Below are 26319 nucleotides of genomic sequence, written 5' to 3' on the forward strand. Positions count from 1 at the left end.
TAATGAGTATTAATTTATTAAGAACCAGATGCAGCTTTTGTCGGTCTACCTTTGATAGCTTTAAAGCGTTCGCCCAACTGTTCAGCGACAGTTTTTAAGCCTGGAGTCTTTTTCGATGCAGTCTTCACGTAATCATAAACTGTCAAACTGCTAGTCATAGCTTCACTACCGACTGCCATTAGGGTATCATCGACTTGTTCTGCGAGTTGTTGCACTGAGATTAAAAGTTCGGTAAGCGCAGTGGCTAATTGATAATCCCGGACAAGTTCTTCAACGTCAAAAGTGGGTGGAAGAATTTCGCGGTTAGACTGAGCAGCAGTGACGCTATTGTTTACAAAGGCTAGGCTTTTATCGCCCATTTTTAGCAACTTCCGCCGTTCTTCAGTGCTGAGAGTAATCAGAAAGGGCATCTTTTTTTGAACTGTCTGTAACGCAGCTTTAATTTCTCGGATATCTTGTGGCGAAAGGGCGGCTGCAATATTTTGATAGGACATCGTATATTTACCTTGGGAGTTCTAATGATGAAGTAGCAAGTCTTGCTAAGTATAGAATTCCCATTAGTGGATGCGATCGCACATTTTCTGATAATTTTTAGTTTAGTAGGGTGTGAAAGCGTTGCGTAACGCACACAATACAACTGCCTAATTGATTATCCCGAACAAATTCTTCAAGCGATGTCTACGACGGGCTATTCGGCGTCGCACATCATAACCTATTTATTTATTAGTTTTAGCGCCGATGCTGAGGGATACTGACTAGATGCAATCAAAGCTTGTCGTTCTATAAGCCTTTCATCACCGTTAAAATCTAGGATGCGTGCGGTAACTTCACCAATGTCTGTTTGATGCTGAATTACAGCCTCATCTAGTCGAAAATGCTCACCCCAAAAGTCTCTGCGTGGGTTAAAAAACCGCACAAGTTCGCCAGTTTGCCAATTAATTGAGCCTAAATCCGTTCCTTTTTGCAGGTTACAGAAGATACAGGCATAGCAGAGATTATCTGCTGTTGTAGCGCCACCGTGTTTGACACTGATTATATGGTCAACTTGACAACCTGATGATCTATCTACTTCAGAGACGAGACAATACTCGCAAATATGCTCGGCGCGATCGGCAACTAAACGCCGCAATTCTGCATTAATATATGGACGAGGCACTTTGAATATTTACTCCGCGCTGATGTACTGACGAGCTTTTGCTTTTGCTAGTAGCATAATATGCTCTAGCGTCAGGAAATGATCTAACTCTCGCTCATCACTTCCTGTAAGCCCTTCAGTTTTTGCACGGTAAACGAGATCCTCTAAACGGTCTTTGGCTGCATCCGAGAGTTTGAAATCGATAACACTTTGGGGAGTGGTTCCAGCAGCAATAAACTCTATAATTTCATCGTAGACCTTGGCTGTATTTACAGATGTAGTCATGAGATTACCTATTTTTATTTAATTTTACTGATTTACAACGCCACTTTTAATGACATTCCTAATGTTTTTGGCTCTGGTAGAGGTTCACCATCAGCCAAAGATGATTCAATCAGCATTTCTAAAACTTCCTGAGCATTTTTCAAAGCTTCATCGTAAGTCTCGCCGTGAGTGCAAGGCTGCATTATATCCGTAAACTCAGGGAAGAAAACCACATAACATTGGTCTTCTTCTGACCATTGAATCACAATTGTATATTTATTCATAAGCTTCTCGTCGATGAGCAATAGTAGTTACGATAACTTGATTTGTCCCATCATCAACTTGATAAATTACTCGATAGTCACCAATGCGATAGCGATAATAACCTGTAAAGTTACCTTTAAGAGGTTTAACATTAGGATGAAACCGAGGATTTTGTTCTAGTTGCTCAGAGGATGTTTGAAAAATCATCATTGATGTATCAAATATTTTTTACCCCACCCTAACCCTCCCCGTATGTATTGGGGAGGGAACTAGATTTTCTGATTTCCCCCCTTTATAAGGGGGGATTAAGGGAGGTAATAATTCAATTAAAATCATAACCAATCACTTTTCAAACAACCTCTCAAAGCACTTAGCAATCTTTTTGGCTAAAACTTGGTTTGCTGTAGCATAAATTTCCTCGGCTTTAGCGGATAACACAACGTTATACATCAGACCGAATTGTTCTCCAGTTTTTTACCCGACCTTCAGCAATATCTTTTTTACCTCTTTCAAAAGATTCAATAAATCTAGGGATATCAAGTAACTCTTGGGTAGCATCTTCACTCTCCTTATCTGCGAAATACGCTTTGAAGATAATCCATCTAGGTATTGGGTGATTTGCTGACGAACTTCTGTGTTATTTATATTTTCATCACTCTTTTACTTCTCTAATTGTGCCAACTTTTTCTGAGCAAATTCCCGCACTTGCTCATCTGGGTCATTCACTGTGCGATCGCGCAACAGTGGTAAAGTCTGGGGATACTGAGAAAATTGCTTGATAATTATCTTCAGTGCTGTTTGACGCGGGTTTGTTTCAATATATTGATGCCCATATTCATCTTTAGTACGTTGAAAGGGATCGTTGAGCGTAATATCATAGAAAAATTCAAACATACCAGGTTGATCCTTCCATCCCTTGTCTAATTCTTCTAAAGCTTGACATCGTACACTCCAGCAATCATCATTTTGAGCGCATTGTTTGAGAAATGGTAAAGTAACAGAGTCTTTTTTAAAATGCTGTGCTAATGCTTCCACTGCTTTGTATCGTGTATAATCATATTCATCCTTAGAAGCTGTAGTCATTAACCAAGGTAGCGTTTCAGGATCTTCTTTAAAATACTGCGCTACTGATTCTATTGCTGCCTGTATATTTATCTCACCTCCATGCTTCATAGCGTCATTCTTTAACCAAGAGAGAGTGTTAGGATCATCTTTGAAATTCTGTGCTAATGTTGACACTGCAACATATTGCACTATATCTTCATCATTAAAAGCAACTTCTTTAAGTGTGGTAAGGATGTTTGGATGTTCTTTCCAAATATCTCCAAGTTTTGATACTGCTTTCGCATTAATATCAATTGTAATATCTCTTTCTTCTTTTCCATATATAACATCATCTAGATTACCTTCAGAGTCATAGATATAGTCATAGCGCTTGTGGGTGTAATTTATTAATTTTTTAATACGTTCATACAATTGAGTATCTACTAAATTTATTTTATTTCTATTTCTGACCTCTGCTAAACAATCAGCAGCCAAAAAGAGATTGAAAAACTTTTCCTCTTCGCCATCTTGCACTATTAAATACTCAAGAATTTCACCAACAAATCTTGGCTCAATCATTCCCGCAATTAGCAGCAACACCTCATGCCAACTTTCATCTTGCCAGTGTTTCCCAAAAACTTTATTCTTAAGTTCCTCAATAGTCAGCGTTTGCGTTTCTTTAAACTGCCAGACAAACTCCCAAGCACAGAAATATTCTAAAAATGTCCGATGCATAAAAGCATAATCATCCGCACCCAGGAAACATAACATAAAGTTGCGAGTCCGCAGTTGATCTTTCATCACCCGCGCAGCTTCTCTGGGTTTATCAAATTCTATGGTTTTGAGATAATCAGTCAAAACTTTGATTAAATCATTTTCATTAATCAAATTACCTGCCAAACCTTTCTCACCAGTTTGCATAAGATAAGCAACCTGACGCAGCATCGCTTGCTTATCTTTATAATCAATCGTCTTAGGATCTAACCTCTTATCTTCTGTCAAAGCGCGTTCCACATCCCATTGATGTAGCAGTACCCGCGATGCTTGATCGTAAAGTGTAGCTCTATCTCTTGGTAGCTCTTGATTCCGATTAAGAATTGCCATCATCGTCAACAGCAGAGGATTTCCCGCCAATTCTGTAATAGATTTGGATGCTTCAATTCCTCTTGTTAGCCGTTCCCGTTTTCTCTCTTTATCTACTGCATCGGTAAAAGTTAACTCATGCCAACGGTTGATAAAATCCTGAATTTGTTCTGAGTCTAAATCTTGTAATATAAACTGGCGAAACTCAGCATTAAGCAATCGTTGCTGTTTATAGCCAATAATCCGAGAAGTGACAATTACCTGCACATCAGGATAGTCATTAGTAAAGCGATGAATATCAGTAATTACATCCTCTCGCTTACCAGGGTCAAATACCTCATCCAAACCATCAAACATTACTAAGGCATTACCAGCTTTTAATTGTTTATCTAGTTCAAGCTGATTGAGATGATGAATTGCACCACTACATTGATGAAAAAATTCAAGAAAATTATTGCACTCTTTATCTTCCCGTCGCCGCATATAAGTGCGTAATTCAATTAGCAAGGTAATTGGTAATGAGATAACATTATCCAGTGGAGACTCAGCCCAATTCAAAGCCAGAAATTGCAACAATGTAGACTTCCCTGAACCAGGATCGCCCAAAATCACAAGATATTTATAATCTTGCTTTTTATTTACAACATCTAAAACTGAACGTATCGGCTGTTCAAAATAAACCCGTTTATGGCGTTCTAATTCTGCTAATTCAACTGCTTCTACTTGGTCACTTTCTCGCAGCCGTCTAAGATGTTCTTTAGGCAGTTCGTGAACTTGTGCTAAAACTTGATGAGTTTCCCGGACATTTTGAGCAGTAAAAATCCGCCATAACTTCAGTTCGTTATAAGCATAGCCACTGGTATCTAAGCTATCTAACTTAAGATTGCCATAGCGTTCGCGGATTCCTTCTTGATAGCGTTTCAAATCAAAGGTGGGAATAATTCCAGCAATCTGTGTTGTGTTTGCTTGGATTTTATCCAGATTTTTGGAATCAAGAATATCTCTGAGTTCAGGAATTACTCGAATAATTTCTTTAACTTTTTGCACATATTTCTTAGCTACCCGTTTCCAGTTAAAATCATCTGGTAATGGATTTGAGACATTAATTTCATGCCAAACTTCTTGTAATTTATTAGTGTCTATAGCTTGATTGTCATTTTTAAAAGCATTTCCCAAAACTTCTTTGACTTCTTTATTTTTGATAAATTGCTTTATTGGCTGTGTATAGTTTTCAATTTCATCATCAGAAAGTTCTCCACCTTTTAAATCTTCCTGCACCAGTTGTAAAAATTCTTTTAACGCTTTACCAGCAGCGATTTCTATGTCTTCTTTCTTAAGTTTCTTTAAAATATTGCCAGGGATGCCTTTTAATAAATCTTTAGCCCAATCTTTAGCAGCATCCTTGGCTAAGTCTTCCAAAATGGGTTTAAAAATCAACCCGGCGGCCTGAGTTACACCCCAAATAGCTAACCAGTCCAGCATAATACTCGTTTTTATTGAGAGTTTGATTACGAGTATATCCACTAGCTTGAGTAATGTTTCCGAATTTCAGGGAATTTGGAAAACCTCTCTCTAAATCTCTCTCCTTTTAGAGACTTTGAATTTCCCCCCCTTCCCGCGTCGGGAAGGGAGTTAGGTTTCGCGTTGGTTTTTCAGATCAATTGGAAACTGCGATGTCTACGACGGGCTGCGCGATCGCAATCCCGACAGCACGCTCACGCTCCATGAGCCGCCGCTAATTCTTGTAAGAGATATGTGCAATCAATCACTGCACGAATTTTACCTGCTTTAATCAATTCTTTGAGAAAAACCAAGCTTTTAGTGTTGCGTTTGTCAAGGATAAATTTAGCTTTTTGACCGGGAAGGAATGCTGTGAAGACCCTTTACACAACGGTTTAATGATTAGGCTGTGGTAATATAAACACCGTTCGATTTGAGGACTTTTTTAGTTTATGAAAGCGATCGCTCTGCCTTTGTTTGTAACCCTCAGTTCACTCATTTTTTGATGAATTGGGAAAAAATCATATTACAAAAGTATGTCTAACGAAGTATTGTAAAAAACATCCACTTATGGGTTAAGCTAGCTCTAACTCCTGACCAGCAAATAGTCAGGTGTAATATAAATCACTACCATATTAGAAGGAAATTCAAAGTTGTTTGATCTAAATCCAACAATATTCGGACGCATACTATCCGCATCGTTAGTTAGTTTGATCGCCTCACTTACTAGTCTGATATCCTTAGAGGTTCTTCCCACCCCAGCGTTCGGTGCCCCGCCAGCTGCATCTGTTCAAGCCAAGCTGAAAGTACCTAGTGCAATGAGTTCTGCGCCCTTCAATGTTAACCGTTACTTGAAAGTGCCACCCAAATTCTCCATCTCTGTTTATGCTCGGATTAACAAGGCTCGCTTTATGGCAGTTGCTCCCAATGGGGATCTTCTAGTGTCACAGCCCAGTACCGGTAAAGTGTTAATTGTCCGGCCAAATGGCAGCAAAGACCCAATTATTTCTGACTTTGTGACGGGTCTACGCCAGCCACACGACATTGTGTTTCATAAGATTGACAACACCACATACATTTATATCTCTGAGACTCATCAAATTAACCGTTTCATCTACAACTCTGGAGACCTAATTGCAAAAAATCGGCAAATAGTTATAACTGGTTTACCAGATAACAGCACATCGGAACTCAAAGGCGCTTATGGTCACGAACTGAAAAATATCGCACTTGATGCCAATCACAAACTGTATGTGTCGATCGCCTCTACGTGCAATGCCTGCACGGCAGATACTGTCAGCAACCCAAAGCGCGGCGCGATTTATCAGTACAACGCTGATGGAACCAATCAACGGCTTTTTGCCCAAGGTTTACGCAATGCCGAAGGATTAGCATTCTTACCTAACACAAATGACCTTTGGGTAGCCGTAAATAATCGAGACAACATCGCCTATCCCTACAACGATGGCAGTGGCAAATATGGTAAGGTTATCCAGTCTTATGTGGACAACCACCCACCGGACGAGTTGACGAAAGTCCGAGATGGCGGTAACTACGGTTGGCCATTTTGCAACCCCAATCCTGACACAGCAAATGGCTTCAACAATATGCCCTTTGATCGCGACTATCAGTTCAATCCTGATGGACATATTTATTGCAATGCATTGGACAGAATTAGCAAGGGTATCCCAGCCCATTCGGCTCCCTTGGGACTAACCTTCTTACAAAATACCAAATTTCCCAGCTTGTACTCAAATGGGGTAGTGGTGGGGCTGCATGGTTCATGGAATCGGGACAAGAGAACGGGCTACAAAATAGCTTACTTTCCCTGGAATAGTACGACAAAGACTCTAGAGGACGAGATAGATTTAGTCAGCGATTGGCTAGTTCCAGCAACGCAAGAAGTCTGGGGGCGACCGGTGGATATGGCAGTCGATCAGCAAGGTAATTTGTTAATTTCGGATGACCAGAGCGGTACTATCTATAAGCTCTCCTACACGCCATGAGTACAGGTTAAGTAACACCAAATTTTCTTTGCAAATTTGGGATGCTCTTCTGCCTCAGTTAAACCAACCACTCACCTTACTGTCCTCCAATCAACTGGAAACCGCGATGTCTACGACGGGCTGCGCCAACGCCATTTTCCCAACTGCACGCTCACTTTCGCTATAACAATGAGCAGTGGCTAGTTCTTCTAAGGGATATGTGCAATCAATCACCACGCCAATTTTACCCGCTTTGATCAATTCTTTAAGATAAACCAAATCTTGAGTGTTGGGTTTCTCAAAGATAAATTTAGCTTTTTGAGCAGGAAGGAACGCTGTTAAGACGCTCTCTAAGAAGACTTCAGGGCTAGGTACTGTGGTGATATAAATTCCGTTGGGTTGGAGGACTTTTTTGGTTTGTGAAAGTGATATATTCGTAGCGAACGTCTTGCTGAGGTTCTCATTCGAGATATTCCTCAACGGTCATTTTTGACGGCTGTCGGAGGATGGCTATCATAACTAAGATTTTTCACGCTTGGTTTGATTGTAGCTAAGTAGTATCAACAACAAAGAGCGATGCCCTACGGCCCGCAACTCTACTAGAGGCTACGCCAACGCCTTTGCCTTTGCGCTAAAGCCATTTAAAGTCCCAGATTTATCACAATATCTGGAAAACCCCACTTCTATTTCTTTCTCCTAAAAGGAGAAAGACTTTAAATTTTCGCCCTAAGAGCGTGGGGAAGGGGGTTAGGGAGTTAGGTTTTTCGCCAAGGTTTGTAGTGAGCAATTAAGAAAATTCATTGCGATCGCTCAATCATGTTAGATTATAGTTTGTTGTTTCTTTCAAACACAAAATCTGAGAGTTTCCTACCCATCTCCTAATTGTGGGAATAAAAAAAAGAACTAGAAAGTTAAACTTTTTGAAAAATATGTGCAGCAAGACATCTATTTCCAAAAGCCTGTATAGCTTGCTAGATATGATTTAGAACCATAATTGAATACCATTGTCAAAACAAAAATTAAAAAAAGATGAAGTGCATTTTTACCCTCAAAAAAATGATATGTTAGATACAGAATTGAATTTCGCTTTTTTTCTGGAGTAGAACGATATAGACTACTCCGGTTTTTCACCCTCAAACCCTTGGCATTTATTGCTTTCGGCGGAATCTGAGGTAAATCTGAGTACATATTGAAATAACCCAAACCCAGCTGTAAGTAGATTAAATTCCTTGCTGGAATTGGGTTCTGGCTGAGTACAAATAAATCCTGAACCCCTGTCTATAAACACTAGAACCCCAACCAAAAAATACTAGAACCCCTACCCGAAAAATAAATTTTTAATTCTTGTAATGCTTGAAGAATTAGGGTTTTTATTAGTTGAGTACAAGCGTAATAAATCCAATAAATTCTATCCTAGAGAGACGCACTATCTGGGTAGAAGACGGCTGATATAACTCTTATATCGCCAATCACTTAACGCCTCAACATAAAACGAAGCGAAGAGTGAGTGGAGGGATGACATAGCACCATGCCTGAAGTGAATAGAAGTCGCACCTTGGGGCACAAATTCTACCCAAGAACCGAACATTGACACACACCAGCCGAACATCAAATATCTATCGCCTGCCGTACTTTAAAACAAGTCGCCCGAATCCAAGGGTTTGCAGGCAGTGTGAAAGACGCGACTTCAATTCCTGGGCATGAAAGAGTAGCAACAGCATCTCCCACAGTGGCAGCCAAGTCCACCGACCTTTTGCGAAACTCAATGACATCACCGTCTACACGACTCCTCAACTCCAACGCTACGGAATCGCCAACCCAAGCAAAATCAGGTGGTTGCGGCTGCGACAGCACCAGTAACGCCACCGTGGAAAGGGATGAAATGCTCCAAGAACGCATTGCGAAACATCCCTGCTACAGCGAAGACGCTCATCACCACTACGCGCGGATGCACGTTGCAGTTGCTCCAGCCTGCAACATTCAATGCAACTATTGCAACCGCAAATATGACTGTGCTAACGAAAGCCGTCCTGGAGTTGTTAGCGAATTGCTAACACCAGAACAAGCAGCACACAAAGCTTTGGTCATTGGCGGTAAGATACCCCAAATGACAGTTGTGGGAATTGCCGGCCCTGGCGACCCACTGGCGAACCCAGATAAGACTTTCCGCACATTTGAGTTGATTGCAGAGCAAGCACCAGATATCAAGCTGTGCTTATCAACCAATGGTTTAATGCTGCCTGACTACGTTGATCGCATTAAAGAATTAAATATAGATCACGTTACGATCACCATTAACATGGTAGATCCAGAGATCGGTGCATTGATTTATCCTTGGGTTCACTACAAGCGCAAGCGTTACAGAGGTCTTGAAGGCGCAAAAATTCTCCACGAAAGACAGATGGAAGGATTGCAAGCCCTGAAAGATGCTGACATCTTATGCAAAGTTAACTCCGTAATGATTCCCGGAATTAATGACCAGCACTTAGTCGAAGTGAATCGAGTCATTCGTGAAAAAGGTGCATTCTTGCACAACATCATGCCATTGATTTCTGCACCAGAACATGGCACACACTTCGGTTTAACCGGTCAACGCGGTCCCACACCCAAAGAACTCAAAGAAGTTCAAGACAATTGCTCTGGTAACATGAAAATGATGCGTCACTGTCGCCAGTGCCGTGCCGATGCAGTCGGATTATTAGGAGAAGACCGCAGCCAGGAATTTTCCAAAGAGAAATTCTTGGAAATGACTCCAGAATACGACATGGACAAACGCCAAGAAGTTCATGACGGCATTGAGAAGTTTAAGGAAGAACTGAAAGTAGCCAAAGACAAGGCGCTAGTCGGCAAGAAATTTGCCAACAATCCTAAAGTCCTAGTTGCAGTAGCAACCAAAGGCGGCGGATTGGTTAACCAGCACTTCGGTCATGCCAAAGAATTCCAAATTTACGAAGTGGATGGAAAGGAAGTTCTCTTTGTCGGTCATCGCAAAATTGACCAATACTGCCAAAGTGGATACGGCGAGGAAGCTTCTTTTGAGCATATTATGAAAGCGATCGCAGATTGCAAAGCAGTTTTAGCCTCCAAGATTGGTAACAGTCCTCAAGAAAAATTGCAAGAAGCTGGAATACAGAGTGTTGAAGCTTACGACGTGATTGAGAAGGTTGCTTTGGAGTTTTACGAGCAATACGTTAAGGAATTAGGGAATAAGGAATAGGGACTGGGGAATAGGGACTGGGGATTAGGAATTAACGAAGAATTTTCCCAATACCCAGTACCCAATACCCAATACCCAGTACCCAGTACCGAGTATCCAATCCCCAATGCCCTTTGCCCAAAAAAGGAGAATAATAATGGCTTACAAAATTCTTACTAGCCAGTGTATTTCCTGCAATCTATGTCTATCTGTATGTCCCACAAATGCAGTTAAAGTGGTTGACGGACAGCACTGGATTGATGCCGAACTTTGTACAAGCTGCGTTGGTAGCGTTCATACCATGCCTCAGTGTAAAGCTGGTTGTCCCACCTGTGACGGTTGCGTTAAACAGCCTAGCGATTATTGGGAAGGCTGGTTTGCCGATTACAACCGCGTAGTTGCTAAATTAACAAATAAACAAAATTATTGGGAACGTTGGTTTAATTGCTATTCCCAGAAATACTCTGAACAGTTGCAAAAGCGCCAACCCCAATCAGTGGGAGCAGAAGTTTAACAAATAATTCGTAGTGACGCTCGTTTTGACGCTTCGTTAACGCTATCGTAATTCGTAATTGAAGACAACAATGCAAAATAACTGCATCTATCTCGATAATAATGCCACCACTAAGGTAGACTCTGAAGTTATAGAGGTAATGCTACCTTACCTGACAGACTTTTACGGCAATCCCTCCAGTATGCATACCTTTGGTGGGCAAGTCGGTAAAGCACTGAAAACAGCAAGAGAACAACTTGCAGCCATTCTGGGAGCCGATCAGTCAGAAATCGTCTACACTAGTTGTGGAACTGAGGGAGATAACGCCGCGATTCGAGCCGCACTATTGGCGCACCCAGAAAAGCGACACATCGTTACCACCCAGGTTGAACACCCGGCAGTACTTAATGTCTGCAAACAATTAGAAACCCAAGGTTACAGTGTTACCTATCTTTCAGTAAATCATCAAGGGCAGCTGGATCTAGATGAACTAGAAGCTTCCTTGACGGGTAACACCGCCCTGGTGACAATTATGTATGCTAATAACGAAACCGGCACGATTTTCCCGATTGAGCAGATTGGGTTGCGGGTGAAAGAATATGGCGCTATCTTCCATGTAGATGCGGTGCAAGTAGTGGGAAAAATCCCCTTGAATATGAAGACTAGCACCGTGGATATGTTAACCGTGTCTGGTCATAAGCTGCACGGGCCGAAAGGAATTGGTGCTTTGTATATCCGGCGCGGGGTTCGGTTCCGTCCCTTCATACTTGGGGGACACCAAGAACGCGGACGTAGGGCGGGAACAGAGAATGTTCCGGGAATTATTGCCTTGGGCAAAGCAGCAGAACTTGAACTGTTACACTTAGAAGAAGCAAACAAAAGACAAACAAGGCTGCGCGATCGCCTAGAACAAGCTTTACTCGCGACAATTCCCGATTGTGTAGTAAATGGTGACCCTACGCAGAGATTGCCCAACACCACCAATATCGGCTTCAAGTATATTGAAGGTGAAGCTATCTTACTATTGTTGAATAAATACGGTATCTGTGCCTCATCCGGTTCTGCTTGTACCTCCGGTTCACTCGAACCTTCCCACGTCCTTCGGGCTATGGGCTTACCCTACACAACTTTGCACGGTTCCATCCGCTTCAGCCTTTCTCGCTACACCACTGAAGCAGAAATCGATCAAGTGATAGAGGTAATGCCCAGTATTGTGGAACGTTTACGCGCCCTGTCACCCTTTAAAAATGATGATGCAGGTTGGCTGCAAGAACAAGAGCAAGCACTGGCACATCGTTAGGGACTAGGGACTGGGGACTAGGGATTAGGGAAGAATTTTCCCAATACCCAATCCCCAATACCTAATACCTCAATCTAAAATCCAAAATCTAAAATCTAAAATTCATTATGTGGGACTACACCGATAAAGTATTAGAACTGTTTTACGATCCCAAAAATCAGGGAGCAATCGAAGAAACGAGCGAACCTGGGGTTAAGCTTGCAATGGGAGAAATCGGTAGCATTGCTTGCGGTGATGCTCTGAGACTACACCTGAAAGTGGAAGTAGAATCTGATAAGATCCTAGATGCTCGTTTTCAAACCTTTGGCTGTACTAGTGCGATCGCATCTTCTAGTGCATTAACCGAAATGGTCAAAGGTTTAACCTTAGATGAAGCCCTGAAAGTGTCCAACAGAGACATTGCAGATTACCTGGGTGGTTTACCAGAAGCAAAGATGCATTGCTCTGTCATGGGACAAGAAGCGCTAGAAGCCGCTATCTATAATTATCGTGGCATACCTCTAGCTACCCATGATGATGATGATGAAGGCGCGTTAGTTTGCAGTTGCTTTGGGATCAGCGAGGCCAAAATTCGCCGCGTCGTTCTAGAAAATAATCTCACTGGTGCCGAAGAGGTAACAAATTATGTGAAAGCTGGTGGTGGATGCGGTTCCTGTTTGGCGAACATTGATGATATAATTAAATCAGTTCAACAGGAATACGCCTCATCTGCTATCAACGATTACGGCGTAAAAGTTGCCACAGAAATTGTTACGTCCAAAGAGCGATCGCTAACTAACGTGCAAAAGATTGCTCTAATTCAAAAAGTTCTGGATGAAGAAGTCAGACCCGTACTCATCGCTGACGGGGGAGATGTAGAACTCTATGATGTAGAAGGCGATCGCGTTAAAGTTGTGCTGCAAGGTGCTTGCGGTTCCTGTTCTAGTAGTACAGCAACCCTAAAAATTGCGATCGAAGCCAGATTACAAGAGCGTGTCAGCAAGAGCCTTGTAGTCGAAGCAGTTTAGGAATTGCTGTAGGACTTAACGTACTCTACAAATACGTCCTAATATGCATTCAGCCAGAAACAGAAAGTAGGATTTGAACCGAATCATTGTCTCCACTCAATGCTTCATACCAATTCGCTAAAAGAAAGTAACACATTAAAATCTAACTTTCTTAATTACGAATTACGAATTACGAATTGGTATCAGTCCTACCACTATTACTGCTAACAGCATATAGGCTTCATAGATTAAGTGCCTAAAAAGCAAATTTCATCATCTAACTCGCTTCAAAGGAACAGGATATGAGCACATTGTACGACAAACTTGGCGGACAACCAGCTATTGAACAAATAGTAGATGAACTCCACAAACGTATTGCAACAGACAGCCTTCTAAATCCCATTTTTGCTGGTACAGATATGGTCAAGCAACGTAATCATCTAGTTGCTTTCTTATCTCAGATTTTTGAGGGGCCAAAGCAATACGCAGGTCGTCCAATGGACAAAACACATGCTGGAATGAATTTACAGCAACAACACTTCGATGAGATCGCAAAACTCCTGAGTGAATCAATGGCTGTGCGTGGAGAGTCGCCAGAAGACACCACCGCTGCACTAGAGCGCGTCTCAAATTTTAAGGGCGCTATTTTGAACAAGTAATAGGACTTCTGCATTGATTGTTGACAAATAGCAACATCAAGTCCTATTTAATTTTTCCAGTTGAAACACATTATGACGTATTTGTAAATTGCGTAATCTCCTAGTCATTAGTCAGGATAAATGATTAATGACTAGGGACAAAAGAAAAAAATTTAGCCAGGAAATATATGTACTTACTTTCAATAATTTTAGCTGTGGAGCGATCGCCCCCAGCAGGCATTTATGCCAACGCTACCAACGATGCTCTACACGCGCTCACTACTGTCGCTCAACTGGCGTGAACGCAACTGACAAACGCGCATACCCACCAACCAACCAATTGCAGAGAAATACAAACCATGACTGAAGAAAAGATTAGACAGATAGCTTTCTACGGTAAGGGCGGTATCGGTAAATCTACCACTTCCCAAAACACCTTGGCAGCTATGGCAGAAATGGGTCAACGCATCCTCATCGTCGGTTGCGACCCTAAAGCTGACTCCACCCGTTTGATGCTACACAGCAAAGCTCAAACAACCGTTCTTCACCTCGCCGCAGAACGTGGTGCAGTAGAAGATATCGAACTCGAAGAAGTAATGCTGAAGGGTTTCCGTGACGTTCTTTGCGTAGAGTCTGGTGGTCCAGAACCCGGTGTAGGTTGTGCAGGTCGTGGTATTATCACCGCCATCAACTTCTTGGAAGAAAACGGTGCTTACCAAAACCTAGACTTCGTATCTTACGACGTATTAGGTGACGTTGTGTGCGGTGGTTTCGCAATGCCTATCCGTGAAGGAAAAGCACAAGAAATCTACATCGTTACATCAGGCGAAATGATGGCGATGTATGCTGCAAACAACATCGCTCGTGGTGTTCTTAAGTATGCTCACACAGGTGGCGTGCGTTTGGGTGGTTTGATTTGTAACAGCCGTAACACTGACCGGGAAATCGATCTGATCGAAACCTTGGCAAAACGGTTGAACACCCAAATGATTCACTACGTACCCCGTGACAACATCGTTCAACACGCAGAATTGCGCCGGATGACTGTTAACGAGTACGCACCTGAAAGCAACCAAGCTAACGAATACCGGACATTAGCTACAAAGATCATCGACAACAAGAATTTAGCTATTCCTACACCCATCGAAATGGAAGAACTAGAAGAATTGTTGATTGAATTCGGTATCCTCGAAAGCGACGAAAATACTGCAATGCTAGTTGGTAAGAGTGCTGCTGAAGCTCCTGTAGTATAAGTTACTGCTAAGAAATAACGCTTTAGCACAAGGAAAAAGGAAGAGTTCCATATCTTACCTTTTGCCTTTGACCCTCTCCTTTACATCTCCCCCCTAACCTTAGAGGGGACTCCTAGTCCCCCTATGCCTGATCCTTACGAGTCACAAAGGTTAAGTATGACACCTCCAGAAAATCAAAACATTATCGAAGAAAGAAAAGAACTAATTAAAGAAGTTCTAGAGGCTTACCCCGATAAAGCTAAGAAAAAACGGGAAAAGCACTTAGGCGTATACGAAGAAGGTAAGTCCGACTGCGGCGTTAAGTCTAACGTTAAATCCCTTCCTGGTGTCATGACCGCTCGTGGTTGTGCTTACGCCGGTTCTAAAGGTGTGGTTTGGGGCCCTATTAAGGACATGATCCACATCAGCCACGGGCCTGTTGGTTGCGGTTATTATTCTTGGGCTGGTCGTCGTAACTACTACATCGGCACCACAGGTATTGACTCCTTTGGTACCATGAACTTCACCTCCGACTTCCAAGAACGAGATATTGTTTTTGGTGGTGACAAGAAACTTACCAAGCTCATCCAAGAACTTGATGTACTTTTCCCCCTCAACCGTGGTGTTTCCATTCAATCTGAATGTCCCATCGGTCTAATTGGGGATGACATCGAAGCTGTTGCTCGGAAGACATCGAAAGAAATTGGCAAGCCAGTTGTACCTGTTCGTTGCGAAGGCTTCCGGGGTGTTTCCCAATCTTTGGGACACCACATTGCTAACGACATGATTCGTGACTGGGTTTTCACCAAATCCGACCAAGCTAAGAAAGACGGTACACTCAAGTTTGAAAGTACCCCTTATGACGTAGCCGTTATCGGTGACTACAACATCGGTGGAGATGCTTGGGCGAGCCGCATCCTGTTAGAAGAAATCGGCTTGCGCATAGTCGCTCAGTGGTCAGGTGATGGCACCATCAACGAAATGTTGATGACCCCCAATGTAAAGATGAACCTCATCCACTGCTATCGGTCGATGAACTACATCAGCCGTCACATGGAAGAAGCTTATGGTATACCCTGGTTAGAATACAACTTCTTCGGCCCCACCAAGATTGCTGAATCTTTACGGGAAATCGCTTCCAAGTTTGACGAGACAATCCAAGCAAACGCTGAGAAGGTAATCGCCAAGTATCAGCCAACAATGGATGCGGTAGTCGGTAAGTATCGCCCCCGCTTGAATGGTAAGACTGTCGCCATCATGGTTGGTGGTCTACGTCCTCGCCACGTTGTCCCAGCCTTCCTAGACTTGGGCATGAAGATGATTGGTACAGGTTATGAGTTCGCTCATAACGATGACTACAAACGTACCGCTGGCTACATCGAAAACGGCACCATCGTTTATGACGACGTTACCGCTTACGAATTCGAGGAATTTATCAAAGCGCTGAAGCCTGACCTAGTAGCTTCTGGTGTGAAAGAGAAGTACGTCTTCCAAAAGATGGGTCTGCCTTTCCGTCAAATGCACTCTTGGGATTACTCCGAACCTAGCGATGCCTGCGGCGCGCTACGCGCCAACGCTCCTCAACATCATAATAATGCAAGGTTTTTTAGCGGTGGGAGAAAAAGGAGCCTGTTTGTAGCCTAAATGCAACTTTCAGGGTTATCTAGAAACAATCTATTTTTAGGCTTTAGATAGTATAACTCTTATGGAGTCTGGTTTTTAGATTTGAAAAGCATTTTGCTCAAAGAAAAACTGTAAAATAAAAGACTATTTAAAATGATGATTTTTTAGATTAAATGGTGCGATCGCATGATTGAAAACACAGTCAATATACTTAAATACACGTTTATAAACTGCACAACCAACGAGAAATAGATACAACTTGGTTCTCTTGATTTAAGTTAGCAGCATTACTGAGAGTGCCGTTTTCCAAATGATTCCAGATTTCGCCTGCCATCCTTCTAGCGATTGCTGATCCTACGAAGAAAGTAAGAGGTGAATGCCCTACTCTAGAAAATGCTTCACGGATACGATTTAGTGCTGCTTGTGCAGTTTTCCAATGCTCATCTGCGCCTGCGGGATCTATACCCCCTTTAAGTTCACCAAGGGCGATAACGTATGGTGCAACTACAGATGGTTCAATGGTGCTAGATTTGTTGGCTACTAATTCTGCTGGGTTAAGGTTAAACAAACATAGATCCACATTACTTCTAACTAGCGGGACAGTCAGGTTATAAATTAGTGTGCGATTACCAATCTCGCTCTGCCAGCTTATTCCCCGTAAAGATAACTCAATTTCTGAGTCATTATTTGTCATAGCTACCCACTTTTTACTCTTTGAGTGTTGCTAGTGGTATCTTGTACCTGCGATCGTGAGAGTGGAGAGAATTGCACGAGTCAGCTTTCGTTGTGCCAACGCGCCTCCAACATTTCGCATTGAGCCACCAAGTGTGTCACCACGAGTCAGCAAAAATCTAAAAACCAATTCCTCTGGAAAGTTTGCACCTGCTGGTTCAAGAAAATTTTTAATCAGACCATTTATAGCTTCTACCTTATCCTCTGACATCAGGTGCGCTAGAGATTTATCAGATAAGCCTGCCGCAGTTAACAGTCCCATCTCGATGCCCTTAATCTTTAATAATTCAACAGGACTCTCAGCTTTAGTAGCAGCTTCTTTAAGTGCCCTTGCTTCTGCAACATAGGGCGTAGCACGTCGATTTTTTTCCAGTGCAAGAGCCACAAAACCTGCACGGATTGCTTCATAAGTTGTTATAAGATCATCAATGGATTGAAGATGATTACGATAGGAAGACATAGGAATTCGAGTTATGGCTTTTTCCACACATAAACGCACTTCCGCAATGGATCGCGTCCATGATTTCCCATTTGCTGGCTACTATTACCTTTATCACTTGGCAAAACAAGGATATTTTCAATAACAAAACCGAGTTGTTGGGCGAAATCAGAGAGAATCATATCTACTGAAATGCTTGCACCTGCATAGCGAACATTGTCATTAACCATGAATAAAAGTGCCCCTGGTTTAAGAACACGAAAACATTCTTGTATTACACACGCCATCTCATAAAAATATCCTCTGACCATTCTTGGTATACCATTGTTATTTAACATACCGTTTGCTTTTTGGTTATTTAGATATTTCAAGATAGCCTGCAATAAATTCTGTGAATCAGCAATAGTTAAGGCTGTTTTCCAGTCTGAGTTGATAGTCAATAAATCTTTGGGGCGATTTTCAACTGTACAACTTAGCATTTCCTGGCGAAGGTTAATTAACTCTTTTTCAGAAATACCAAGTAGAGCTAGTTCTAGTGCATAGGTGCGAGTATAGTCATATCGATTGCAATAGGGCGGGGATGTGATAATTGCATCATATGCGCCATTGGCTAGGCGCGGCATAATCTCAAGACAAGATCCTCCATAAAGATGTATTTGACCTTGAGGATTTTTAATTGGGAAAAGCTCAATTTGTTGTGTAGAAGGCAGGAAGTCATCAATAATTTCAATAATTTTATTGGTGATAGCATTCTCAAACTCTAAAATTTCACCTTTATTGAAAGGTTTCTTGCTCTGTCCACGACCAGAACGATAATCCCAACGAAGGTACTGTCCATCTTTACGTGTATAACTTATGGATTCTAAAACGCATAGCAAGACAAACTTCAAAACTGCTTGAACTCTATTATTTTCTAATTTGCAAGCTTCCAGATACTGCTCAATTGCATTTTTAGTTAGTTCAGTATAAGCTCCTTTTGTGATTCTCAATTCTGGTAAGTGTCTTTTCTGCTCACACTGCTTCCAAACCTGTAACTTTGACCAATTTTTTATTCTCTCGAAATCTTCAGGAGTGAATTCAGAATCTAAAACCTTTTTAGCATTAATTATTTGTTGACCAATGGGCAATAATTCAATGCCATCAGCATCAATCCCAGTTTCCCTAGCAGCAAATAGCGCAGTTCCACTACCTGCAAATGGGTCTAAAACCTTGCCTTGAGTAGTTTTATATTGTTGCAATAAATATTCTATAAGAGATGCAGAAAAAGCTTCTTTATATTTGTACCACCGATAGATAGGTCTAGTTTTATTAGCTTGAAAACTAACTATAAGTCGCGTCAGTGAAGGATGAACCAAAAATTTATTCTGGAAGCGCTGATGCAGTTGCCTATCAAGGTTGTCAATTTTGCCTAAACCATCACTTTCCACTTCGGATACGGTATTGGAGATACTTGCTAGGCTGACCACAGATGAATGTTCCTAGAGAATTAACTAGTCAAGTTAGTATAGTTCTAAATTTTAGGGGTAAATATCTGATTCGTCCAAACTTTACAAAAAGTCACTGTATATTTAGAAATGGTGTGAGATGCACAAGAAGTAGCCTGTCATACACATCTCATCACTCACCGAAAACCTCGAAACTGCGATGTCTCAACCGATAAATTTCTGGGCGATCGCAACATTCATAAATAAGGTTTACACAAACTTTTGGGCTTCTGGCTATATTCAATTATTAGCGAGAAGCTGCAACACAACGTCTGATGTTACTTAATACACTTGAGGGACAAAGAACTGCTCATTGCGGGGGGCGCGAACATAATTCTGTCCCACAGGTCTAGACGGAAGCTCTAAGGGAGGAGGTGTCATATCTTCGTAAGGAACTTTGCTCAACAAATGATGAATGCAGTTGAGCCGCGCCCGTTTTTTATCATCCGCTTCAATCGTAAACCAGGGGGCTTCTGGAATATTCGTGTACGCAAACATGGTATCTTTTGCTTTGGAGAATTCTACCCAGCGATTACGTGATTCCAAATCCATCGGGCTGAGTTTCCAACGCCTTGCTGGATCGTGACTGCGAGAGAGAAAGCGTTGCTCTTGTTCTTCATCGCTGACGGAGAACCAATACTTGATTAAAACAATGCCTGAACGTACCAGCATTCGTTCAAATTCCGGGCAAGATTGCATGAATTCTTGATATTCTGCTTCAGTACAAAAATCCATCACCCGTTCAACTCCAGCTCGGTTGTACCAACTGCGATCGAAGAGGACAATTTCGCCTGCTGTCGGAAGATGTTGCACGTAACGCTGAAAGTACCACTGAGTTTTCTCACGATCAGAGGGGGTTCCCAGGGCAACTACACGACAGCCACGAGGATTGAGTGGCTCGGCAATGCGTTTAATTACTCCTCCTTTGCCGGCAGCATCGCGCCCTTCAAATATTACGACAACCCGATAGCCAACGTGCTTAATCCAGTATTGCATTTTGACTAACTCAATCTGGAGTTGCTCTAGTTCAGTTTCAAAAGTCTTTTTGGGAATTTTTTTGGCAATAGCTTCAGTGCTAACTTCAAAAATTCCTTTTGATTTTTTAGATTTTTTCTTGTCTTTTGCCTTTGCTAGGTTTTCTATTAAATCTGTAGTGGGTTGAGCTAGACCATTATTTTGCTGGTTTTTAATTTCATCAATTGACATCGCAGTTACTCCATGCTATTGAATTTGCATAATTGCTTATCTATTAAGTATATATTTTATTGAGTTTAAATATACACCTTTGCAAGTATTATCAGACTAAAAATGTAAAATTTTTATCCATCTTTCGTTATAGTCAATTTCAATTTTTAGTTTAATTGCACAATGCAGCAAGACCCATCGAAAAGCGATCGCTCACCGGACGAACCTTTAAAATTGCTAATGCGGCGCTTCCCAAGGAGACGGCAGCAAAAAACGACATGGCGCAATGTAGCTTTGCGTGAAATGGTATTATCTGTCACCGTTTTGCCTAATTTCTCGTTCAATGATCTCTTTGATAAATTCAGGTATTTCTTTGTTTAATCTTACGGCCTGTTGTTTTAATTTTTCATAAATTTCAATATTATCCTCTTGCCACATAAGGTCTATCCTCCTAACTTGTTGCATCGCAACATGCGTGTAATTTTCTGGATACGCCCAGTAACATGACAAGCAAATAGATTTGTCTTTTATCCTTTTCCAATTTTCACAATGCTCACATGACCAAGATTTTGCCCGATTAGCTGAACCACAAAGTAACATAAAGCTCTCAGACTCTAGCTCTGGCTCTCCGTCAACTTCAAAAGGAACACGGTGATCGATTTGCAATTCCCGCTTATCAACTTTCTCCAAGTAGATGAAGCACTTACAGCCATATCTCTTGATCAATTCATCTTTCAACTGTGTGGATAAGCCCGTTCTACCAGATAGCCTAGAAAATCTAGCCTTACTGATATCTCCAAATTTATAAGCAGCTATTCTCCTTCCATCAGTTCCTGTAACGCGGAATGTCTCCAGAGGAATTCCATGTTCCCGAACATCTCTAGCTGCTCTGGGAGGATGATTGTAGCCGTACCTTTGTTTCAACTCTTCTGTTGTTACAAAACCATATTGCAAGATATGATCGATAACAGCTTTTGGCCTTTTAGCGGTTACTGACTGACAAAGTTGGATGAAATCATCGGGTAAGTGAGGGTGCTGTTGAGAACTGTCCATGCCGTTCCAGAAGAATAATCTGTTTATGTGCTTCGCTAATATAGCTCTCCAAATCTAAATTGCGCTCACACGATAAATTTGGCGATAAATACAAAGACTCTACTGTAATTTCTTGTCTACCTAATAATGTTGCTTGAGACGAGCGGCCAACTTCAATTTCAATTTTTTTGAGTCCTAATTGTTCAGGTAATTCCTTACCAAAGGTTTTATTTCCTCGTTTGCCATCATAACTAACTGCAAACATTATTTCCTTTCGATTCAACTCTTTGAGAGCTACAACAAAATCATCGAAATTAATCCCAGAATAATATCTTGAATCTCTATTACCGCATACACCTTGATATGGGGGGTCTATATAAACAAAATCACTATTTCTAACTTCAGCTAGAACATCTTTATAATCCAAGTATGTAAATATACACTTTCCCTTAAGAAGCTTAGAAACTCCTTCTATATTTTTCCTCATCTTCTCAGGTTGGGTTCCCTTTCGCCTTTTATCAGGGCTTTGATTAAAGAACCCTTCAGAGTTATACCGTACAGCGCCTTTTACACATCGAGCCAACAAGTATAGAAAATGTTTTGGATTGTTAGTTTTATTGAATTTTTCTCTAGTTTGATAAAAGTGTTCTACAGAATTATCATGCTGCTCATTCCATATATCAGCATAAGCATTTGCTATTTCATCTGGTTTCTCTACAATCAACTCCAATAGCTCAACCAAAGGTTTATTTAGATCGTTAATCCAAAAATTTTGTGAAATTGCTTTATCAGAGACAGCGATACTAATTGCAGCAGTTCCTGAAAATGGCTCTACCAGTCTCTCCACTCTGTTGGGTACAAATCTGAGAATGTCTGAAGCTAGATTTCTCTTACTGCCTTGATATTGAATTGGATGCGGGAGACTAGTCATCTCAAATAGAGAACAAATGATCTAGATAACTCTATCACGAGAATTAAGATGGCTAACGGCTCAACAGATTGTGTGAGATACTAACTTCACAAAAGCAATTACATAAAATCTGTAGGGTGTGTTGTCGCCTAGCGCAACGCACCTCAATAACCGTCATTGCGAGTGAAACGAAGCAATCCCAAAGACCCTCTAATTGCGTCATTTCAAATGACATATTATCGGTAAGCAACCGGACATGATATAATATGTCACTGCCGATTAATACTAATCAAGTCTGTTAAAATACTATCTAAGCTACCGTTAACTTGAATCCGATCAATCTTCTCTGCAATCCGCTCTAATACTTCCAGTTCCTTCAAACGCAATGCAACGGGATTATCCTCCATCACTTTGGCAGTGTTTAGCATACTGCGGGTAGCAGCAGTTTCTTCTCTACGTCTGACTACGTTTGCTTGAGCAGCTTTTTCTGCCTCGACTACTTTGCTCAAGATAGTCTTAATCTCACCAGGTAAAATAATATCTTTCACACCTACAGAATCTACTTCAATCCCATAGTCTGCGGCTTTCTGGCGAATGTATTCAGATATACTTTTATCAATTGCACCTTTATCTTCTAATAAACCATCTAAATTCCGTTCACCGACTGCACCACGCAAAGCAAATTGTAATTCTTTGTATAAGAACCCGGAAATATCTGACAGCCCGTTTTTTGCCCTTAATGGGTCTTGAATGCGGAAGCCAGCCGTCAAATTTAACCGCAGAGGTACTTTATCTTTTGAGAGGATGTCTTGACCGGATACTTCCATATTTTGCAGTCGCAGGTCAATCGTTTCGGTTTGAAAAGAGCGGCCAAATAACCACCAAGCGTGTACCCCTGGCGATCGCTCCCCTTGAAACTCTTGATTAATGTATACTAGTCCAACGTGTTGGGCGGGAACTTGGCAAATATGCAAACTGTTACGACTGAGCAATTTCACTTCTGTTGAACCCTCAACCAACTCAGCCACTAAGGCAGACTGTAACTGAGCATCAGCGCTGATATCGATAATTTCCACTGCAACACCCTGCCAAAACAGCTTGCGACTTGTAGGCGACAAAATAGAAATCACTTTACCTCGATACCGCACAATTGCAACTTGCGAAGCCAGTAATTGCACTGTTTCACAGTAGGCAGCAATAAAGTCGGGATGTTTTTCAATGAGTACATCTTCGAGGGGAAAGTCTGGGTTAGGCACAATCCGGCTGAGAGTCCTGACTGTAACATCTCTATCTACCGACCAAAAAGCATACTCTCCTGGTTCTAGAGGTCGCACAAAATTATTTTGCAGATATAGTAAACCAATCTCAGACTCTGAGATTTGGAACTTCTTCAATCCATTCAACGCAACTGAGCGCAATTGCTGCACAAAGGAACCAGGCAATTCCCAGCTTTCTTCCAAGTTGAAGAGATGAGATTCTACCTCAATAAAACCACGCCAAAAAGCTATCAATTTATTTGGTGCAATGCTTACCCAATTCTGACCGTAGCGGACTAACGCAACTTGGTTGAATCCGGTTCTGATAATCAATAAATGTTGTTGCAGTTCAGTCTGATGATTTCGCAACAACAGTTCTAGGTTTTCAATCTGAGCTTGTGGCTGGTTGAGATCGTAGGTTTTGACTTGCCAATGCCAACCAAAATAAGTATGTGTACCGGGCTGCAAAATTTTCTTAAAGTCACTGCGGTGATATAAGATGCCAATTTCGTTAGGTTTGATATAAAATGTTTCCCACATAGGAATTTGCATAAATAATTTGGGCGATATCTTAGGTAAGCTAGGCGATGCCTGCGGCGGGCGTAGCCATCGCAACCAGCTAAAAAGATTTGATCAAGACATTTATAACCTCGCTTGAACTCAAATACCACCTGCGATGCAAATAGCTGTCTCACAGCTTAAGTATTGGAGTAGACAGAATTTCTCTTGAGGTTCTTGGAGTTTAAAACCCTGTAGACACAGACTAAAGGATTGGTTTTATCTGCTTGTACTACTATATACTACAAAGTATTTTTTTACTCTGCAAGTGCAGGTATTTACAGTTTAAGTGCGGGCAAAAGCTTCTCTAAAGCTGGATTAAGATTGCTGTTAGTTTTACCGGACTGCTCAATGGCAATCTAGAAAAAGAGAACTGCGCTCAAATATGCCGTTCGGTTGCCAATCCAGAATCCCCGAAGGAAAACTAAATGTAGGAAACGAAGGGACATACTCAAGTTAGAGAGAAATGCAGTTGCGCTTGCTCCTTAACTGTGACTATCGAACATCAGCCTTACGAGTAATGATCGACAGCACAACACCTGCACCGCAGAGTTAGGAAAATGACGGACTCGAACCGTTTTGGGATTTCTCCCGTACCATATTGGCTACCGTGACGGGGTAGTGTCTTTTGACCCAGACAGGGTTGGTGGAAAGTATAGGAATCGAACCTACAACACATCGATTATGAGTCGATTGCTCTACCAGTGAGCTAACTTCCTGGGGTTTGATACAGGACTCGAACCTGTGACGCATCGATTATGAGTCGATTGCTCTACCAACTGAGCTAATCAAACGATGGTACAGTTTCAAGCACTCGGCGGTATACACTCATACCAGAGGATGGCGCACCAGTTAGGCATATAGAACCTAAACTATAGCTTTGTAACTTTGTTACTATCCCAGTTCAAAATTTAGCACATGGAAATTGTGAGGTGCTACAACTACGCCCATCGTAGACATCACCTCAATTTGACCTATGCTCACGATTCATTCTTGTGGCTCAGTCTGGGAAAGCTAGACCAGTCATTGGGTCACGAATATACAACCCTAATGTGAGACTACGCATCGCTTCATCCCAAACTGGTGTTAGCTGTTCTGCTTGATCTGCCCAATAATCGAATGTAATCAAGCACTGAACATTTGAACCCAAACCAATGCAAGTTCGCGAAAAAGCTTCTCGTGGTTCTTCCTGAGTGTCAATAAACTTTATCTCTGTCCACACAATCCTGGCAGTTTGGCGTTTGACAGTAAAAATTTCTCCCTTGGCAATGACGTTGCGACTGTCGTCTTCCATGACTTTCTTTAAGGTGGATTTTAGCGGAAACTGACTCCAGTCGTTGGGTGGCAGACGATTAAAAGATACTTCCAGACAGCAATCATCGTTGGGCGGTTTTTTATCGAGGAACTTGAAGGATTTTTCTTGTGGCTCAAAAACCCAATCCTGGGGAACATTGAAGCGAACAGCGCCTCGATCTGCAACAAATATTTTATAGCCTGATGGAGATTCCCAACAATGGTCAGGTTTTAGTTCAAGCGTTTCTTTAATCCACTGGAGATTGCTTTTTTTACGCTTTGCCATAGTGTTTTTGCTTTCTCTGTTGAAGAGGGCGTAAGCGTTAGCCCGTCGTAGACATCGCTTAGATTTGGGTCTTAGGCGATGTTTACGATCGGCTGTTCGGCATCGCTCACTTTGTTAATATTATCAAATTGCTTGAGATCATGGTGCATTGCGCCCTTGCAACAATGCACCCAATAAATAAGAAAATTTAAGCGATACCGTACTCTGTGTACTGTCGTTTATATGGAGGTTGTAAACCCAGCACAATGTCTTCCTTTGAGACTCCCACAGCAACTAACTCCTCGGCTGGATTTTGATCGGTCAAATTCTGCTGAAGCCAAATTTTACCATTTCTAATATCAAAATGCATAATGCAGCGATAAATACGGTTAGACCCTTGCCAACCAACATTCATCCACTGA

General features: G+C 41.7%; 21 protein-coding genes, 2 tRNA genes and 3 pseudogenes. 8 read left to right on the forward strand and 18 right to left on the reverse strand.

The genetic code is table 11. The annotated features are described in order from the left end of the window. Window positions 1-17 precede the first annotated feature (17 nt). The 7 genes from V7K35_RS12965 to V7K35_RS12995 all read right to left on the reverse strand — a co-directional run bounded on the left by V7K35_RS12965 (window position 18) and on the right by V7K35_RS12995 (window position 5604). Entirely contained in the window at window positions 18-494 is a 477-nt protein-coding gene (locus V7K35_RS12965; protein ID WP_335079496.1) for a hypothetical protein, read from the reverse strand. A gap of 218 nt (window positions 495-712) precedes the next feature. Further along, window positions 713-1156 carry an HNH endonuclease gene (locus V7K35_RS12970; protein WP_335079498.1) on the reverse strand — a complete coding sequence of 148 codons (444 nt, stop codon included), beginning with the start codon at window positions 1154-1156 and terminating at the stop codon, window positions 713-715. 9 nt (window positions 1157-1165) lie between these two features. Continuing rightward, window positions 1166-1420 carry a hypothetical protein gene (locus V7K35_RS12975; RefSeq protein ID WP_335079501.1) on the reverse strand — a complete coding sequence of 85 codons (255 nt, stop codon included), beginning with the start codon at window positions 1418-1420 and terminating at the stop codon, window positions 1166-1168. Between the two features lie 32 nt (window positions 1421-1452). Continuing rightward, window positions 1453-1683 carry a type II toxin-antitoxin system HicB family antitoxin gene (locus V7K35_RS12980; protein ID WP_335079504.1) on the reverse strand — a complete coding sequence of 77 codons (231 nt, stop codon included), beginning with the start codon at window positions 1681-1683 and terminating at the stop codon, window positions 1453-1455. Next, window positions 1676-1873, reverse strand: a complete 198-nt coding sequence (locus V7K35_RS12985) for a type II toxin-antitoxin system RelE family toxin (protein ID WP_335079506.1) — start codon at window positions 1871-1873, stop codon at window positions 1676-1678. Before V7K35_RS12985 ends, V7K35_RS12980 begins: the two co-directional genes overlap by 8 nt. A gap of 450 nt (window positions 1874-2323) precedes the next feature. Next, complete coding sequence (locus V7K35_RS12990; RefSeq protein ID WP_335079508.1) at window positions 2324-5272, reverse strand: HEAT repeat domain-containing protein; 2949 nt, start codon at window positions 5270-5272, stop codon at window positions 2324-2326. A gap of 233 nt (window positions 5273-5505) precedes the next feature. After that, window positions 5506-5604 (reverse strand): hypothetical protein, encoded by a 99-nt coding sequence (locus V7K35_RS12995; RefSeq protein WP_335079510.1) that lies wholly within the window; start codon window positions 5602-5604, stop codon window positions 5506-5508. Between the two features lie 339 nt (window positions 5605-5943). Between V7K35_RS12995 and V7K35_RS13000 the strand changes: the two genes are divergently transcribed. Beyond that, window positions 5944-7296 carry a PQQ-dependent sugar dehydrogenase gene (locus V7K35_RS13000; protein WP_335079512.1) on the forward strand — a complete coding sequence of 451 codons (1353 nt, stop codon included), beginning with the start codon at window positions 5944-5946 and terminating at the stop codon, window positions 7294-7296. 90 nt (window positions 7297-7386) lie between these two features. Here V7K35_RS13000 and V7K35_RS13005 read toward each other — a convergent pair. Beyond that, window positions 7387-7704, reverse strand: a pseudogene (locus V7K35_RS13005) (zinc-binding dehydrogenase); the annotation flags it as partial. 1336 nt (window positions 7705-9040) lie between these two features. Between V7K35_RS13005 and nifB the strand changes: the two are divergent. The 7 genes from nifB to nifD all read left to right on the forward strand — a co-directional run bounded on the left by nifB (window position 9041) and on the right by nifD (window position 16764). Then, window positions 9041-10492 carry a nitrogenase cofactor biosynthesis protein NifB gene (gene nifB, locus V7K35_RS13010; RefSeq protein WP_335079646.1) on the forward strand — a complete coding sequence of 484 codons (1452 nt, stop codon included), beginning with the start codon at window positions 9041-9043 and terminating at the stop codon, window positions 10490-10492. A 136-nt stretch (window positions 10493-10628) separates the two neighbouring features. Then, a complete protein-coding gene (locus tag V7K35_RS13015) occupies window positions 10629-10985 on the forward strand; it encodes a 4Fe-4S binding protein (protein ID WP_334792974.1) in 357 nt (118 codons plus the stop codon). Window positions 10986-11055: 70 nt separating this feature from the next. Further along, window positions 11056-12264, forward strand: coding sequence for a cysteine desulfurase NifS (gene nifS, locus V7K35_RS13020; RefSeq protein WP_335079514.1), 1209 nt, complete (start codon window positions 11056-11058; stop codon window positions 12262-12264). A gap of 107 nt (window positions 12265-12371) precedes the next feature. Beyond that, window positions 12372-13271 (forward strand): Fe-S cluster assembly protein NifU, encoded by a 900-nt coding sequence (gene nifU / locus V7K35_RS13025; protein WP_335079516.1) that lies wholly within the window; start codon window positions 12372-12374, stop codon window positions 13269-13271. 281 nt (window positions 13272-13552) lie between these two features. Next, window positions 13553-13909: a globin domain-containing protein gene (locus V7K35_RS13030; protein WP_273768343.1), complete on the forward strand. Its 357-nt coding sequence runs from the start codon at window positions 13553-13555 to the stop codon at window positions 13907-13909. Between the two features lie 338 nt (window positions 13910-14247). Beyond that, the gene (nifH, locus tag V7K35_RS13035) at window positions 14248-15141 is read left to right on the forward strand and encodes a nitrogenase iron protein (RefSeq protein WP_335079519.1); all 894 of its coding nucleotides are present in this window, start codon (window positions 14248-14250) and stop codon (window positions 15139-15141) included. A 156-nt stretch (window positions 15142-15297) separates the two neighbouring features. After that, window positions 15298-16764, forward strand: coding sequence for a nitrogenase molybdenum-iron protein alpha chain (gene nifD / locus V7K35_RS13040; protein ID WP_335079648.1), 1467 nt, complete (start codon window positions 15298-15300; stop codon window positions 16762-16764). A 202-nt stretch (window positions 16765-16966) separates the two neighbouring features. On the opposite strand, the pseudogene V7K35_RS13045 reads toward nifD, so the two are convergent. From V7K35_RS13045 to V7K35_RS13090, 10 genes and pseudogenes are all read right to left on the reverse strand, one after another. Further along, a pseudogene (locus V7K35_RS13045) lies at window positions 16967-17935 on the reverse strand (type II restriction endonuclease). An 11-nt stretch (window positions 17936-17946) separates the two neighbouring features. Further along, a complete protein-coding gene (locus V7K35_RS13050; protein WP_335079521.1) occupies window positions 17947-19380 on the reverse strand; it encodes a DNA methyltransferase in 1434 nt (477 codons plus the stop codon). Between the two features lie 300 nt (window positions 19381-19680). After that, a complete protein-coding gene (gene ppk2 / locus V7K35_RS13055; protein WP_335079523.1) occupies window positions 19681-20604 on the reverse strand; it encodes a polyphosphate kinase 2 in 924 nt (307 codons plus the stop codon). Window positions 20605-20892: 288 nt separating this feature from the next. Further along, window positions 20893-21636, reverse strand: coding sequence for an HNH endonuclease (locus V7K35_RS13060; protein ID WP_335079525.1), 744 nt, complete (start codon window positions 21634-21636; stop codon window positions 20893-20895). Next, entirely contained in the window at window positions 21599-22546 is a 948-nt protein-coding gene (locus V7K35_RS13065) for a DNA adenine methylase (protein ID WP_335079526.1), read from the reverse strand. Before V7K35_RS13065 ends, V7K35_RS13060 begins: the two co-directional genes overlap by 38 nt. Before the next feature lie 248 nt (window positions 22547-22794). Beyond that, the gene (locus V7K35_RS13070; RefSeq protein ID WP_335079650.1) at window positions 22795-24321 is read right to left on the reverse strand and encodes a slipin family protein; all 1527 of its coding nucleotides are present in this window, start codon (window positions 24319-24321) and stop codon (window positions 22795-22797) included. 662 nt (window positions 24322-24983) lie between these two features. Beyond that, window positions 24984-25058, reverse strand: a tRNA-Met gene (locus V7K35_RS13075). Then, a tRNA-Met gene (locus V7K35_RS13080) sits at window positions 25058-25133 on the reverse strand. The genes V7K35_RS13075 and V7K35_RS13080 overlap by 1 nt, the downstream gene beginning before the upstream one ends. A gap of 206 nt (window positions 25134-25339) precedes the next feature. After that, window positions 25340-25918 (reverse strand): hypothetical protein, encoded by a 579-nt coding sequence (locus V7K35_RS13085; protein WP_335079527.1) that lies wholly within the window; start codon window positions 25916-25918, stop codon window positions 25340-25342. Window positions 25919-26105: 187 nt separating this feature from the next. Beyond that, window positions 26106-26318, reverse strand: a pseudogene (locus tag V7K35_RS13090) (XisI protein); the annotation flags it as partial. Between the last annotated feature and the right edge of the window lies 1 nt (window position 26319).

Source organism: Nostoc sp. (assembly GCF_036917275.1).
In the GTDB taxonomy this organism is placed as follows: domain Bacteria; phylum Cyanobacteriota; class Cyanobacteriia; order Cyanobacteriales; family Nostocaceae; genus Nostoc.